At 71.5% G+C, this 15,005-nt stretch carries 12 protein-coding genes; 6 read left to right on the top strand and 6 right to left on the bottom strand.

Annotation, left to right across the window (positions count from 1 at the left end; genetic code table 11):
• Nucleotide 1 precedes the first annotated feature (1 nt).
• The 5 genes from WA675_RS04795 to WA675_RS04815 all read right to left on the bottom strand — a co-directional run bounded on the left by WA675_RS04795 (nucleotide 2) and on the right by WA675_RS04815 (nucleotide 5,594).
• Entirely contained in the window at nucleotides 2–949 is a 948-nt protein-coding gene (locus WA675_RS04795) for an ATP-binding cassette domain-containing protein (protein ID WP_336082250.1), read from the bottom strand.
• The gene (locus tag WA675_RS04800; protein WP_336082252.1) at nucleotides 946–2,202 is read right to left on the bottom strand and encodes a glycosyltransferase; all 1,257 of its coding nucleotides are present in this window, start codon (nucleotides 2,200–2,202) and stop codon (nucleotides 946–948) included. The genes WA675_RS04795 and WA675_RS04800 overlap by 4 nt, the downstream gene beginning before the upstream one ends.
• Nucleotides 2,202–3,629 carry a condensation domain-containing protein gene (locus WA675_RS04805; protein ID WP_336082253.1) on the bottom strand — a complete coding sequence of 476 codons (1,428 nt, stop codon included), beginning with the start codon at nucleotides 3,627–3,629 and terminating at the stop codon, nucleotides 2,202–2,204. Before WA675_RS04805 ends, WA675_RS04800 begins: the two co-directional genes overlap by 1 nt.
• 282 nt (nucleotides 3,630–3,911) lie before the next feature.
• Nucleotides 3,912–4,856 (bottom strand): hypothetical protein, encoded by a 945-nt coding sequence (locus WA675_RS04810; protein WP_336082255.1) that lies wholly within the window; start codon nucleotides 4,854–4,856, stop codon nucleotides 3,912–3,914.
• A gap of 51 nt (nucleotides 4,857–4,907) precedes the next feature.
• The gene (locus WA675_RS04815; protein WP_336082256.1) at nucleotides 4,908–5,594 is read right to left on the bottom strand and encodes a TVP38/TMEM64 family protein; all 687 of its coding nucleotides are present in this window, start codon (nucleotides 5,592–5,594) and stop codon (nucleotides 4,908–4,910) included.
• A gap of 102 nt (nucleotides 5,595–5,696) precedes the next feature.
• On the opposite strand from WA675_RS04815, the gene WA675_RS04820 reads away from it, so the two are divergent.
• The 4 genes from WA675_RS04820 (at nucleotide 5,697) to WA675_RS04835 (ending at nucleotide 11,443) form a co-directional block, all read left to right on the top strand.
• Nucleotides 5,697–7,568, top strand: coding sequence for a methylmalonyl-CoA mutase family protein (locus WA675_RS04820; protein ID WP_336082257.1), 1,872 nt, complete (start codon nucleotides 5,697–5,699; stop codon nucleotides 7,566–7,568).
• Complete coding sequence (scpA, locus tag WA675_RS04825) at nucleotides 7,568–9,832, top strand: methylmalonyl-CoA mutase (protein WP_336082258.1); 2,265 nt, start codon at nucleotides 7,568–7,570, stop codon at nucleotides 9,830–9,832. The genes WA675_RS04820 and scpA overlap by 1 nt, the downstream gene beginning before the upstream one ends.
• Nucleotides 9,829–10,920, top strand: coding sequence for a methylmalonyl Co-A mutase-associated GTPase MeaB (gene meaB, locus WA675_RS04830; protein ID WP_336082260.1), 1,092 nt, complete (start codon nucleotides 9,829–9,831; stop codon nucleotides 10,918–10,920). Before scpA ends, meaB begins: the two co-directional genes overlap by 4 nt.
• 187 nt (nucleotides 10,921–11,107) lie before the next feature.
• Nucleotides 11,108–11,443, top strand: coding sequence for a hypothetical protein (locus tag WA675_RS04835; RefSeq protein ID WP_336082262.1), 336 nt, complete (start codon nucleotides 11,108–11,110; stop codon nucleotides 11,441–11,443).
• Between the two features lie 16 nt (nucleotides 11,444–11,459).
• On the opposite strand, the gene WA675_RS04840 is transcribed toward WA675_RS04835, so the two are convergent.
• Entirely contained in the window at nucleotides 11,460–12,935 is a 1,476-nt protein-coding gene (locus WA675_RS04840; protein ID WP_336082264.1) for a multicopper oxidase family protein, read from the bottom strand.
• 183 nt (nucleotides 12,936–13,118) lie between these two features.
• Between WA675_RS04840 and WA675_RS04845 the strand changes: the two genes are divergently transcribed.
• Together WA675_RS04845 and WA675_RS04850 are read left to right on the top strand one after the other, a co-directional pair.
• On the top strand, nucleotides 13,119–14,255 hold the full coding sequence (locus tag WA675_RS04845; protein WP_336082266.1) for a sensor histidine kinase: 1,137 nt from the start codon (nucleotides 13,119–13,121) through the stop codon (nucleotides 14,253–14,255).
• A complete protein-coding gene (locus tag WA675_RS04850; protein ID WP_336082267.1) occupies nucleotides 14,252–14,929 on the top strand; it encodes a response regulator transcription factor in 678 nt (225 codons plus the stop codon). The genes WA675_RS04845 and WA675_RS04850 overlap by 4 nt, the downstream gene beginning before the upstream one ends.
• Nucleotides 14,930–15,005: the final 76 nt, after the last annotated feature.

A 15,005-nucleotide genomic window follows, 5' to 3' on the forward strand; every position in this document is an offset into this window, starting at 1 on the left:
CTCAGGCGGCGGCGCGCGCGTGGCCGGTCAGTGCGAGGAACACCTCGTTGAGATCGGGCCGGTCGACGGCGAAGCCACGCAGGCCGATCCCGGCGGCGCGGCAGGCGGCGACGATGTCGGCGGCCACGGCCACCTCGGTGAGCGCGACGGTGAGCGTGCCGCTCGACGACCCCTCGGGGATCTGGCCGGTCATCTCCTGCACGAGCGCCTCGGCGCGGCGCAGATCGGCGGTCTCCGGAATGTCCAGGCGCAGGACCTGATCCCCGATCGAGGACTTGAGTTCGGCGGCGGTGCCCTCGGCGACCAGGGTGCCCCGGTCGACCACCGCGATCCGGTCGGCCAGCGCGTCGGCCTCCTCCAGATACTGGGTGGTGAGCAGCACGGTCGCGCCGCGCCCGACCAGTCCGCGCACGATGCCCCACATACGATCGCGGGTGTGCGGGTCCAGACCGGTGGTCGGTTCGTCCAGGAAGATCAACGGCGGCACCGTGATCAGCGTGGCGGCCAGGTCGAGGCGGCGGCGCATCCCGCCGGAGAACGCGCTGACACTGCGCCGCGCTACGTGGGTGAGCTCGAACTCCTCGAGCAGCTCGTCACAGCGGCGGGCCGCGGCCCGCCGGGACAGGCCGAGCAGCCGGGCGAACAACCGCAGATTCTCTCCGGCGGACAGGGTCTCGTCGACCGAGGCGTACTGGCCGGTGAGCCCGATCATCGAGCGCACCGCGGTCGCCTCGCGCACCACGTCGTAGCCGAAGACCTCGGCGCTGCCCCTATCTGGGCGCAACAGGGTGGCCAGCATCCGCACGGTGGTGGTCTTGCCCGCGCCGTTGGGGCCGAGCAGGGCGAAGACCGAGCCTGCCTCGATGTCCAGATCGACGCTGCCGACTGCGGTGAAATCGCCGTAGGACTTGCCGAGCCCGCGGGTGCGGACGGCGATGTCGGTGCTCATTGCGGCCTCCCCGCGTGGTCGAGTTCTGGTGCCGGAATCGACAGCGGCAGCAGCGATTCCACCGCGTCGGCGGCGCGCGCCACCCCGCCGGTGGGGAACGCGCGCGCGTAGGCGGCGGCCTTGGCGAGGACGGCGGGTTCGGCGACCCGGTCCAGCAGCGCCGCGAGCGCGTCGGCGTCGAGCTCGGCGGCGGGCAGGGTGGCGGCCAAGCCGAGGCGGGTCAGTGCCCGGCCCCAGTACGGCTGGTCGGCCTGCACCGAGCAGATCACCTGGGGCACTCCGGCCCGCAGCGCGGCGGCGGTGGTGCCCGCCCCGCCGTGGTGCACCGCGGCCACACAGCGCGGGAACACCGCGGCGTGGTCGAGCTGTTCGACGACGGCCACCTCCGCCGAGAGCTCGGGGGTGATTCCGGCCCATCCGGCGGCGAGCAGCAACCTGCGCCCGCGCCGGGCGCACACCGCGCGCAGCATGCGCACCAGCGCGGCCGGATCGTCGACGGCCATCGACCCGAAACCCACGTAGACCGGCGCGGGCCCGGCGTCGAGCCAGGCGGCCAGGGCCGGATCGGTGCGCCCGGCGAGGAATCCGCCGGTGTCCACGGCGAACCCAGTGACCGGATGACGGCCGGGCAGCTCGGCGGCCAGCCCCGGGAACAGGTCGATGTCGTAGGCCTGGATCGAGACCCGCCCCGGCAGCGGATGCTCGACGATCCCGGACTCGGCCAGCGGCTGCGCGAGCGCGGCATCGCGCGCCCACCGCAGCCCCGACCAGATCCGGCGATTGAGCCCGCCCGGAATCCGGGCACCCCAGGCGGCGGGCACCACCGGCACCGCACGGCTCGGGTGGATCGGGAAGAAATGCACTGCGGCCAGCGGTATTCCGACGCGGCGGGCTACCTTCTCGGCGGCTTCCTCCCCGGCCATCCCGGTCACCAGCACGTCGTGGCCGGGCGCGAGCGCGAGCAGATCGCGCACCGCCTCGGACACGCCACGCCGCTGCAGATCCAGCACCGCGCGCATCCGCTGCCGCGGGGACGGGCTGCGGAAGCGGCGGTCCTCGTGCTGGGTGCGCAGCAGCTCGGCGCTGTCGCGGCCGAAGCCGACCGCGGGAATGCCGTGCGCGGTGGCGAAGCCGGCCAGGTTGGGCGAGAGGGCGAGGGTCACCGCGTGCCCGCGAGCCCGGAGCTCGCGGGCCAGCAGGATGCCGGGCTGCGCGTCGCCGCGGCTCCCGGTGAAGGCCAGCAGTGCGCGCATCAGCCCGCGATCGTCGCCGCCGCGGCGTCGACGGCGGCGGCGATATCGGCGACGGGCGCGGCGAGGGTGGTCACCGCGTAGAGGGCACGGGCGAACTCGCTGAGGAAGCGATCCATCACCTCGGCGGGCAGACCCGCCGGATAGCGGGTGGACAGGTAGAGACCCTCGGGCCCGCGCACCACCCAGAAGTAGACCTCGTCGGTGGAGTACGACACCGCCCGCAGGGTCCGTCCGCGCAGGTCGGCGACCAGTTCGTAGTCCGGCAGCATGCGGATGTCGAGGAAGGAGGCGCCGTAGACCGGGCCCTCCACCGCGCCCACCATGGCCAGCGACCGGCCCCACGAGGCGTCGTCGCACAGGTGTGCCCGCTTGAGCGCGCCCCGGGTGACATCCAGCGCGGCGGCCATATCGGCCCCCGCGGGCAGGGTGACATCGACCGGGACGACATTGACGAACCAGCCCATCGACTCCAGCCAGCTCAGATCCGGCCGGGTCGCGATCGGCATGACCGTGCGGAAACGGTTCTCCCCGAAGACTTCCCGGCTGGCCACGGCCAGCGCGGCGAACACGGTGACCGAGAGGCGGTGCTTGATCCGGTCCAGCGCGGCCTCGACCTCCTCGAGCTGCGCGAGGTCGAGCAGCGTGCGCGAGACGCTGGGCTGGGCGTGCTCGCCCGCGAGGTCGGCGACCCGGCCTTCGGCGAAGCGCGGCATGGGTGAGCCCGGGGTGCCGAGGAATTCGCGCCAGACCCCGACGGCGGGGGAGTCCGGGCCGAGTTCCTCGGCGGCGGCGCGTTCGAAGACCGCGTAGTCGGCGGCGGAGCCGAAGGTGGCCGAATCGCGGATCTCGCCGCCGGTGGTGACCGCGGTGTAGAGGGTGCGCAGTTCGAGGATGAGCACGGCCTGGGAGTAGGCGTCCAGCACGGAGTGGTCGGCGCCGACCAGCACGGTGAAGTCGTCGGTGTCGTGCGCGACGGTGGCCACCAGCAGATGCGGCCAGATCAGCGGCGAGAGGCGCAGTTCCAGGGTGTCGGCGAGGTACTCGTTGATCTCGTCGCCGTCGGTCAGACCGGGGACCGCGGTGGCGGTGACCCGCACGGTGCCCGGCTCGGTGGTGATCCGGTGGTAGCCGCCGTCACCGGTGGGGGCCACGGTGGTGCGGAAGCCCTCGTGCCGGTCGTGCCACAGCTCGAGGGTGCGCGCCCACGCCCGCGCGTCGAGCGGGGCGTCCATCTCGAAGATGGTGCCGATCCAGCGGCCCCGGCCCGGGCGCGGATCCTCGGGATCGAGGAAGCCGAGGTACTGCTCGTGCACGCTGGCCAGGGGGCGGTCGTCGTCGCTCCAGGCGTCGGCGGCGGTGACTTCGGGGGTCCAGAGCGAGAGTTCGCCGGAACGGATCTGGAATTCGGAGAGATGGGTGTATTCCATGCGGACTGACCTCATGACGCACTGCGAGCCGCAAACGGCGCGAACGGGGATGCGGTGAACGCGGTTGCGTCACCGGGAGTATTGCTCTGGATCCCGCACCGGAGATGGCCGGCGAACCCTGGGCTAATCCGGAGTCTATAACTCTGAGAGATTTCTGAAACGGTTCTTAGTCAGAATTTAGAGATGTGAAGAAGCTCACCTTCTGATTGTTTCGGAATGCCACCCTAACCCCGGGCCCCTGGAGTAGGGGGCGTTTTGTTCAGCGGGCCCGATCGGCGCCGGTCACGCCGGTGCGCTACCGCCGTACTCGGCCAGGACGGTGCCGTGACGGACCACGCCGGACAGGCCGGGGACCTCGCGCGGCGGGGTCCAGGTGCGGAAACCGTCATAGCTGTCGCTCATCAGATAGCGACCTTCGGTGTAGGCGTCGAGATAGAGGCGGTAGCCGCCGTCGGCGAGACGCACCACCGACTGGCCCTCGCGCGGCCCACCCCAGCCCGCCCAGTCGCCGCGCGCGATCACGGTGTACGGGCCGAGCGGGCGATCGGCCACCGCCAGCTCGACGAGTTTGGTGTCCTCGTTCTTGGCGAAGGCGAAGATCCGGCCGTCGCGGCGGACCAGGGTGGTGTCGATATAACCGAGCGAGCCCGGCCCGCCGGGACCCAGGCCGAGCAGCGGCAGCGGCGGTGCCCACTGGGTGAGCCCGGCGTCGACGGGGATCAGCAGGTGCGGGGTGAAGCCGTGACCCCAGGTCAGCGAGACGATGATGCCGACCCGGCCCGCGGCGTCGGCGTACCACTCCGGCGCCCAGGCGCCCTCGAGCCTGCCGGGCACCAGCATCGGCACATTCGCCAGGAAGGTCCAGCTGATCCGGTCCCGGCTGCGGGCCAGGCCGATCGCGGTGGCGTCCCCGGCGATCGTGTAGGTGAGGTAGTAGCAGCCGTCGGCGTGCAGCAGCACACTGGGATCGCGGACCAGCCCGCGCGGTGGGGTGAACGCGTACTCGCTGACCGGGGTGAAAGCGGTGCCGTCGAAGGACTCGTACACCGCCAGGCTGGTATCGCTGTCGGCGCGGAAGCCGGTCATCGTGTAGCGCAGCGGCGGGCGGTCGGGTTCCGGGCCGACACCGGGCCCGAGCGAGGACTGCGCGCGCACCGGCGCGGCCGCGAGCAGCGGCAGCCCCGCGAGCAGGGTGAGAACCGATCTGCGCCGCACGGTGATCGCCATGACCGGGGATTATCCGGCCGGGCGCGGGCCGCCGACGGCAGGCGCGCCGGGTCAGCGGGTAACGGCCACCGGCTCGGCCGCGGGCGCGAGCGGGTCCAGCTCCACCGGCATCCGGGCATCCACGAGCAGGCCGATCACCCCGATCGACAGGCAGATCGCGGAGACGGTGACGGCCACCGGATGGGTGTCCCCGGCCAGCGACCCGGCCAGCACCACCGTCGCGATGGTGCCCGGCGCCGACCCGACCACGGTCGCGACCAGATAGGGCAGCACCCGCACCGAGGACAGCCCGCAGCAGTAGTTGACCACCGAGAACGGCGCGAACGCGATCAGCCGCAGCGCGGCCACGGCCAGCCAGCCCCGCCGGGCCAGGCGCGCGTCGATCGCGCGCACCGCCGGATGTGTCAGATGCGCCGCCACCCGGTCCCGGCCGAGTACCCGCACGCCGAGCAGGGCGATGGTGGCGCTCACCGCGGTCGCGGTCAGCGCCAGTAGTGAACCGAGCACCGGACCGAACAGCACTCCGCTGGTCACCGTGAGTACCGTGCGCGGCACCGGTGCGACCGCGACGACGGCATAGAAGAGGAAGAACAACACCGGCAGCAGCGGTCCCGCGTCCCCGGCCCAGTCCCGGATCTGCTGCGGGCCGGGCAGCGGCACGAGCATCGCCACCACGAACAGCGCGGCGACCCCGGCCAGGGCCATGAGCAGGCGCGGGGAGCGGATCAGTCGGGACACCCGGGTAAGCGTACCGGCCGGTAGGGGATGGCCGGAGTGGGTAGACACGGTGTCACAGATAGCATCGTCACGCGGTCGTCGACTGGAAGAGAGAACGCAGCTATGCCGAATGGTTCAGAGTCCGGGGCCGGGCTCGCACCGGATCCGGTGCCCGAGTACCCCGCATGGCGCAAGGGTGTGGCCGGTGTGCTGGCCAAAGCGCGACGGGTCGAGGCGTCCGAGCTGCCCGCGGAGCCGGAGCATCTGCTCGACGAGACCACCTACGACGGGCTCACCATCGCCCCGCTCTACACCCGCCGCGACGAGCTGCCCGAGCAGCCGCTGCCCGGCGCCTTCCCGTTCGTGCGCGGCGGCGACGCCACCCGTGACCCGCAGCGCGGCTGGTTCGTCGGCGCCTTCGCAGGCTCGCCCGACGCCGCGGCGACCAACCGCACGATCCTGTTCGGCCTGGAGAACGGCGTCAGCGCCACCTCGCTCGGCATCGGTGCCCACGGTGTCGCGCCCGCCGACATCCCCACCGCGCTGACCGGGGTGCTCTTCGAACTCGCCCCGCTGACCCTGGTCGCCGGCGCCGATGTCGAGGCCGCCGCCGACGCGGTCTTCGCCGTGCTCGACGGCTACCCCGTCGACGACCGCGCGCAGATCCGGCTCGGTCTCGGCGCCGCCCCGCTGACCAGCGCCTTCGCCGGGACCGCCGATATCGACCTCGAGCAGGCCGTCGCCCTGGCCGCGCGCGCGATCGCCCGCCCGGAGACGGTGCGCGCCCTCACCGTCGACGGCACCGCCTTCCACAACGCCGGTGCCGCCGACGCCCAGGAACTCGGCGCCGCGGTCGCCGCCGGACTCGCCTACCTGCGCGCGCTCACCGCCGCCGGAGTCGATATCGCCGACGCCTTCGGTCAGCTCGAGTTCCGCTCCGCGGCCACCGACGACCAGTTCGCCACCATCGTGAAGTTCCGGGCCGCCCGGCGCCTGTGGGCCCGGGTCGCGCAGGTCTGCGGCGCGCCCGCCTTCGGCGCCGCCCCGCAGCACGCGGTCACCTCGGCGGCCATGATGACCCAGCGCGATCCCTGGGTGAACCTGCTGCGCACCACCCTGGCCGCCTTCGGCGCCGGTGTCGGCGGCGCCGATTCGGTGACCGTGCTGCCCTTCGACTCCGCGCTGCCCGCGGGCGAACTCGGTGTCTCGCAGTCGTTCTCGGACCGGATGGCCCGCAATATCCAGCTGCTGCTGCTCGAGGAGTCGCGCCTGGGGCACGTGCAGGACCCGGCCGCTGGCTCCTGGTACGTCGACGCGCTCACCGACGAACTGGCCGCCAAGGCCTGGGAATTCATGCAGGAGATCGAGGCCGCGGGTGGCTACCAGGCCGCGCTGGCCTCGGGTCTGCTGGCCGAGCGGATCGCCGCCACCGCGGCCACCCGCGCCGCCGACATCGCGCACCGCAAGACCGCGGTCACCGGCGTCAACGAGTTCCCGAATCTGGCCGAGACCCCGCTCTCGGAGCAGGCCCGCGCCGATGTCGCGGTCGCCCGCTACGGCGCGGCCTTCGAGGCGCTGCGCAACCGCTCCGACGCCTACCTCGCGTCCGAGGGCGCCCGGCCCAAGGCGCTGATCGTGCCGTTGGGCCCGGTCGCCGAGCACAACGCGCGCACCATCTTCACCGCCAATGTGCTGGCCTCCGGCGGGATCGAGTCGGTCAACCCCGGCCCGCTCACCGTCGACGGGATCGCCGCCGCCGCGGCCGATGCCGGTGCGCGCCTGGCCGTGCTCTGCGGTGCCGACAAGCGCTACGGTGAGGAGGCGGGCGCCGCGGTCGAGGCCCTGCGCGCCGCGGGCATCGACACCGTGCTGCTGGCGGGCCCGGAGAAGTCGGTCGCGAACTACAGCGGTACACAGCGTCCCGACGGATTCCTGACCCTGCGCATCGACGCGGTCGCGGTCCTGTCGCAGCTGCTGGAGAAGGTGGGAGCCTGATGACCACATCGAATATCGAGCACGTGATCGGTAGTTTCGCCGAGGTCCCGCTCAGCGAGCACGCCCCGGAGGCGGCCGCCGTGGACGACGCGCAGGTCAAGGAGTTCGTGGCCGAGGCCGCCGCGGCCAACCACACCACCGCCGATCAGCTCACCTGGTCGACCCCCGAGGGCATCGATGTGCCGCCGGTGTTCACCAAGGCCGATCGCGATGCCGTGGTGGCGCAGGGCTATCCGCTCGACACGGTGCCCGGTGTGGCGCCGTTCCTGCGCGGTCCCTACCCGACCATGTACGTCAACCAGCCGTGGACCATCCGCCAGTACGCGGGCTTCTCCACCGCCGCCGACTCCAACGCCTTCTACCGCCGCAACCTGCAGGCGGGCCAGAAGGGCCTGTCGGTCGCCTTCGACCTGGCCACCCACCGTGGCTACGACTCCGATCACCCGCGCGTGCAGGGTGACGTCGGCATGGCCGGTGTCGCGATCGACTCGATCCTGGACATGCGCCAGCTCTTCGACCAGATCCCGCTGGATCAGGTGTCGGTCTCGATGACCATGAACGGCGCGGTGCTGCCCATCCTGGCGCTCTACGTCGTGGCCGCCGAGGAACAGGGCGTCACCTCCGAGCAGCTGGCCGGAACCATTCAGAACGACATTCTGAAAGAGTTCATGGTCCGCAACACCTACATCTATCCGCCCAAGCCCTCGATGCGGATCATCTCCGACATCTTCGCCTTCACCAGCGCCAAGATGCCGAAGTTCAACTCGATCTCCATCTCCGGCTACCACATCCAGGAAGCCGGTGCCACGGCCGATCTGGAGCTGGCCTACACCCTCGCCGACGGCGTGGAGTACATCCGCGCCGGGATCGCCGCGGGCATGGACGTGGACAAGTTCGCGCCGCGCCTGTCGTTCTTCTGGGCCATCGGCATGAACTTCTTCATGGAGGTCGCCAAGCTGCGCGCGGGCCGCCTGCTGTGGAGCGAACTGGTCTCGAAGTTCGAGCCCAAGAGCGCGAAATCGCTGTCGCTGCGCACCCATTCGCAGACCTCCGGCTGGTCGCTGACCGCCCAGGACGCCTACAACAATGTGGCGCGCACCTGCATCGAGGCGATGGCCGCGACCCAGGGCCACACCCAGTCGCTGCACACCAACGCCCTCGACGAGGCCCTCGCCCTGCCGACGGACTTCTCCGCCCGCATCGCCCGCAACACCCAGCTGCTCATCCAGCAGGAGTCCAACACCACCCGTCCGATCGACCCGTGGGGTGGCTCGTACTACGTGGAGTGGCTCACCCACCAGCTCGCCGAGCGCGCCCGCGCGCACATCGCCGAGGTAGAGGCGCACGGCGGTATGGCGCAGGCGATCTCGGAAGGCATTCCGAAGCTGCGCATCGAGGAGGCCGCCGCCCGCACCCAGGCGCGCATCGACACCGGCCAGCAGCCGGTGATCGGCGTCAACAAGTATCAGGTGGAAGAGGACCAGCAGGTCGAGGTCCTCAAGGTCGAGAACTCGCGCGTGCGCGCCGAGCAGATCGAGAAGCTGGAACGCCTGCGCGCGGAACGGGATCCGGCCGCCGTCGAGGCCGCGCTCGCGAACCTCACCCGCGCCGCCGCGGCCACCGAGGGCGGCATGGAGAACAACCTGCTGGCCCTGGCCATCGAGGCCGCCCGTGCCAAGGCCACCGTCGGCGAGATCTCCGACGCACTCGAGAAGGTCTACGGCCGCCATCAGGCCGAGATCCGTACGCTCTCCGGTGTGTACCGTGACGAAGCAGGCAAGGCCTCCAACATCGGCGCCGCCATCGCGCTGGTCGAGGAATTCGCCGCAGCCGAGGGCCGCCGCCCGCGCATCCTGGTCGCCAAGATGGGCCAGGACGGCCACGACCGCGGCCAGAAGGTGATCGCGACCGCCTTCGCCGACCTGGGCATGGACGTCGACGTGGGCCCGCTGTTCCAGACCCCCGAAGAGGTGGCGCGCCAGGCGGCCGACAACGACGTGCACATCGTCGGTGTCTCCTCGCTGGCCGCGGGGCACCTCACGCTGGTGCCCGCCCTGCGGCAGGCACTGGCCGATGTCGGGCGCCCCGACATCATGGTCATCGTCGGCGGGGTCATCCCGCCCGGTGACTTCGACGAGCTGTACGAGGCGGGCGCCGCGGCGATCTTCCCGCCCGGCACCGTCATCGCCGACGCGGCCATCGATCTGCTGCGCAAGCTGGGCAGCTCGCTCGGCCACGAGATCGGTGGCGGCGCAGCGGAATGAGCGAGGCCGCACAGACCACCGGGGGTGCCGCGCACCCCCGGCTCGGCACCACCGCGGGTGTCGGTGCCCCGCGCAACGAGGGCCGCACCGTGGCCAGGGCCGCCCGCACCATCGATGTCGGGGAGCTCGCCGAGGGGATCAAGGACGGGCAGCGCGCGGCGCTGGCCCGGGCCATCACCCTGGTCGAGTCCACCCGCGCCGATCATCGGGAACTGGCCCAGCGGCTGCTGCTCGAGCTGGGTACCGAAGCGGGAACGGTGGTTTCCAACCGGGTCGGCATCACCGGCGTGCCCGGGGTCGGCAAGTCGACGTTCATCGACGCGCTCGGCATGTACCTGCTGGGCAAGGGTCACCGGGTGGCCGTGCTCGCGGTCGACCCGTCCTCGACCCGCACCGGCGGGTCCATCCTCGGCGACAAGACCCGCATGGCCCGGCTCTCGCTCGAGGCCGACGCCTTCATCCGGCCCTCGCCGACCGCGGGCACGCTCGGCGGCGTCGCCAAGGCCACCCGCGAGACCATCGTGCTCCTGGAAGCCGCGGGCTACGACGTGATCCTGGTGGAGACCGTCGGGGTCGGCCAGTCGGAGGTGACCGTCGCCAATATGGTCGACGTGTTCTGCTTCCTCACCCTGGCCCGCACCGGAGATCAGTTGCAGGGCATCAAGAAGGGCGTCCTCGAACTGGCCGAGCTGGTCGCGGTGAACAAGGCCGACGGCAAGCACGAGATGGAAGCCAAGAGCGCGGCCCGCGAACTCCAGGGCGCGCTGCGCCTGATCCACCCGCACGACGCCCTCTGGCGCCCCCCGGTGCTCACCATGAGCGGCCTGGAAGGCCAAGGGCTGGACAAGTTCTGGGACACCGTCCTGGAACACCGCCGCGTGCTCACCGACGCGGGGGAGTTCGCCGAGAAGCGCCGCAGACAGCAGGTCGACTGGACCTGGACCATGGTCCACGACCAGATCCTGCGCCGCCTGGCCGACAATCCGCGCGTCGCCGCCGTGCGCGCCGACATCGAATCCGCCGTCCGCGAGGGCACCCTCACCCCCGCCCTCGCCGCACAGCAGATCCTCGAAGCCTTCGACTCCTGAGGATCCCGCGGTTTGCTGGACCGGTCGATCGCGACGATCCACTGGGTCTTCGATCGACTGTTTTGCCAGCTGATCCGTGTATCGAGGCATGATAGATCCCGCTTCCAGAATTTGCCAGCTGTTGTCTGAGGTGGAATTCGGGGACCGTGGAGGGTGGAAGGGAAAGCCTGCGGTCTAGGAGGCAGTCATGGCGATCTTCCACCGGGATCGAACGATCGGCAGCGATCGCACCCCCGAGCGCGCGACCCAGGGCCCGGACGGCTGGTGGCGCCTGACCTGGCTCCCCGAGCGCCCCCTCACCCGCGACCAGGCCATCGCGGGCCTGCGCCTGGACGAGATCCTCAGCGACCCCGCCCTGGTCGACGACCGCATGGCCATCGCCGAGGCCACGAGCTGCGCCGACCGCATCGGCATCATCCTCGAACAGGCCGTCATCCGCCTCTGGAAGCGCACGTTCACCGCCCTCACCCTGTGCTCCCTGGTGCTGACCCGCCTGCGGCTGAAGCCCGCCGTCTGGGGCTGAACCCGCCCCGGCGGTGTCAGCCGTGATCCATGGCGCTCATCGCCCTGGGGGCGGGCTGTTCGCCCGGGGCGAGGACGAGGAACTGGCCCATCATCCCTTGATCCTCGTGGTGCAGCAGGTGGCAGTGGTACATGTACGGGAATGTCGGGTCGGCGTGGTCGGTGAAGCGCATGGCGAGGGTGTAGGTGCGGTAGGGTTCGGTGTAGACCGTGTCCTTCCAGCCGGACAGGGCCGGGGGCGGCGGATTCCCGTCGACGGCCACGATCTGGAACCGCACATCGTGGATGTGGAAGTTGTGCGGCCAGTTGTCCTTGTTGCGGACCGTCCAGACCTCGGTCGACCCGAGCGGGATGGTCATGTCGATCCGGTTCATGTCCATGCGGCGGTTGTTGATCATGAACCACCGCAGGTCGAAGGACCGGGTCGGCGCGGTATCGGGGGCGACGAGGGGGAGCAGTGGCACCAGCGTCGTGGGGAGAGCCGGTGACGGGCGCAGGGTTTCGGCGGCGCGCAGCACGAGGACGTCGAAGATGTCGTCGAAGCCGAACTCGCGGGCCCGATCGATGCCCGCCCGCTCGGTGATCGGCAGCGACCGTACCGTGACGTTCTCGCCGGGAGTCATCGCCACCACGATCTCCGCCCGTTCCCCCGGGCTCAGCCGGATATCGGTGAGCCGCACGGGTTCCGGGAGCAGGCCGCCGTCGGTGCCGACCAGGTCGAAGGCGCGGCCGTCGGCGAGCGCGAACCGGTACAGCCGCCCCGAGGACCCGTTGAGCACCCGCAGCCGGACCCGCTCGGTGGTGACATCGAGATGCGCGCCCGCGATGCCGTTGGTGATCACGGTGTCGCCGAGCAGGCCGACATCGGTCGGATCGGATTCGTCCAGGGCGCCATCGGCGGTGAAGCGGCGGTCCTGGACGACCAGCGGAATGTCGTCCACGCCGTACTCCTGCGGGAGGCCCAGCGCATCGGCGTCCTCGTCGTCGAGCAGGAAGAAGCCGGAAAGCCCCCGCTGGACTTGCTTCTCGGTGACACCGTGCGGATGCGGGTGATACCAGAGCGTCGCCGCGGGCTGCTCGATCGTCCACTCCGGCACCCACGTCGCACCGGGCGCGATCATCTGATGCGGACCGCCGTCGCAGCGCGCGGGAACATGCATCCCGTGCCAATGCACCGAGGTCGCCTCCGGCAGCGCGTTGGTGACGGTGACCGCGACCCGATCCCCGCGCCGAGCCCGCAGCGTCGGCCCGAGAACATCACCGCTGTAGCCCCAGGTCGGGGTGCGCGTGCCCCGCACCATCTCGGTGCTGCCCGGCTGGGCCCGCAAGGTGAAGCGGCGCACCCCGTCGGCGCCGACCGCCCCGGTGGCGAGCGGCGGGAGTGGCAGCGAACGCGTCGTCGCCGGGCGTGCCGGGGTGCGCGTCGCGCATCCCGCCGCGGCGATCACCGGCGCCAGGGCCGATCCGATGAGAAATCCTCGTCGCGAGACCACGCGTACTCCTTCGGGTGCGGGACAGTTCGGGGCTGGAAATTCCAGCCTCGACCAGGCGCGGCGCCGCCGACTCCACCCGCCGGGCTCGGATTCCGGCCGGGATTGCGCCCGCGCGGCCCTTGCGGACGCGCCGATCGCGTGCTAGCTCGCGGTCCGGGTCCGCCGGTCACCTACCGTGGGGGCGTGATCGACGCCCTGCCCCGCCGCGCGCTGCGCGGGCTGCCGCTGGTGCTGATCCCGGTCCTGCTGCTGGCCAGCACGTATCCGGGCCAGTACCGGGTGCCCGCGCACTACTGGATCCTGGCGCTCACGGCGGGCGTGGTGATCCTCGCCGGGGCGCGACGGCCGCTGGCCACCTCGCTGGTGCTGTCGGCACTGGCCGTGCCGATGCTGCGCACGCCCGCGTGGGGTGTGTCCGGTCTGGTGCCGTATCTGGGCGCGGTGGCCCTGGTCGACGTCCTCGCGCGCACCCACCGCACCTCGACGGTCTGGGTGGCCACCGCCGGGTGGACCGCCGCGGTGGTCCTGGGCCGGGTCGGGCTGCACGACACCTCCATCGGTCGCGCGTCCACGGTGGTCGAGGCCGCGGCCTACGTGGGCCTGCCGCTGCTGCTCGGGCTGTACCTGCGCGGGCAGCGCGATCTCGCGGAGAACCTGCGAATGCGCGCGGCCGAGGCCGAGGCCCGCACCCGCCTCGACGAACGCGCCGCGCTGGCCAGGGAACTCCATGACGTGGTCGCCCACCACATCGCCTCGATCATCCTGCGGATCTCGGTGGCCGGACACGTCGTCCGCACGGCGGACCCGCGCCTGGTCGCCGTCCTCGACGATGTCCGCGCGACCGCCGCCGACGCCCTCGCCGATATCCGCGGACTGCTCGCCGCCCTGCGCGACCCCGCCTTCGGCACCGTCGCCCTCGTCGACGCCGACTCGGTCGACACCGAGATCGCCGCCGTTCTGGCCCGCACCCGCGCCGCCGGATTCACCGTCGACGCCGCGATCACCACCGACCTCGGCGGACTCGACGCCATCACCCGGCTCACCCTGCTGCGGCTGATCCAGGAATCCCTGACCAATGTCATGAAACACGCGGACCCCGCGGTGCCGGTGCGGGTGTCGATCGACGGCCGCGACGGCGGCCTCGCGATCGATATCGTCAGCGGCGGCCACGCGCCCGCCACCGTGGCCGGGCACGGGATCGTCGGGATGCGCGAACGCGCCGCCTTGGCCGGGGGCACGGTCTCCGCCGGGCCCGACGGACGACACTGGACGGTGCGCGCCCGGCTGCCCGGCCGCCCCCGAGACGAGGAGCTCGCATGATCACGGTCCTGCTGGCCGACGACCAGCGCCTGGTCCGCGCCGGACTGCGCATGCTCATCGAGGACACCACCGACCTGACCGTCGTCGGCGAGGCGGCCGACGGCGTCGAAGCGATCCGGCTCCACGCCGAACTCGCGCCGGACCTCGTCGTCATGGACCTGCGCATGCCCGGACTCGACGGTATCGCGGCCACCCGCCGGATCCTCGCGACGGCACCGCGCGCGAAAGTCCTGGTACTCACCACCTTCGACGATGACGACCACCTGTTCCCGGCGCTCGCCGCCGGAGCCGCGGGCTATTTCGTCAAGGACACCGAACCCGCCGTGCTGCTCGACGCCATCCGGCGCACCGTCGACGGCGACCTGCTGTTCTCCCCGGCACTGCTGCGCCGCCTGATCACCCGTGCGCTCGAGGCGCCCACCGCCGCCGAATCCGCCCCGGCCCCACCGGATCTGACCGCCCGCGAACGCGACGTGCTGCGGCTGGTCGGGGAGGGGTACGGCAATCAGGAGATCGCCGGACGGCTGCACCTCGGGGTGAGCACGGTCAAGACTCATGTCGCGAACCTGCTCGACAAGACCGGCACCGACAATCGCGTCCGTTTGGCGGTGTATGCCGCCGATTCCTTTGTGACCCGCCACAGAAACCGTTATGACGGTGACGAATCGGTATGAAACAGGTAACGGCCATGTGACCTGACCCGATATTGTGACCGACCGCACTGAGCGGTCGGTTTTCGGTGTGTGGAGG

Source organism: Nocardia sp. SSK8, from assembly GCF_037034205.1.
GTDB lineage: Bacteria > Actinomycetota > Actinomycetes > Mycobacteriales > Mycobacteriaceae > Nocardia.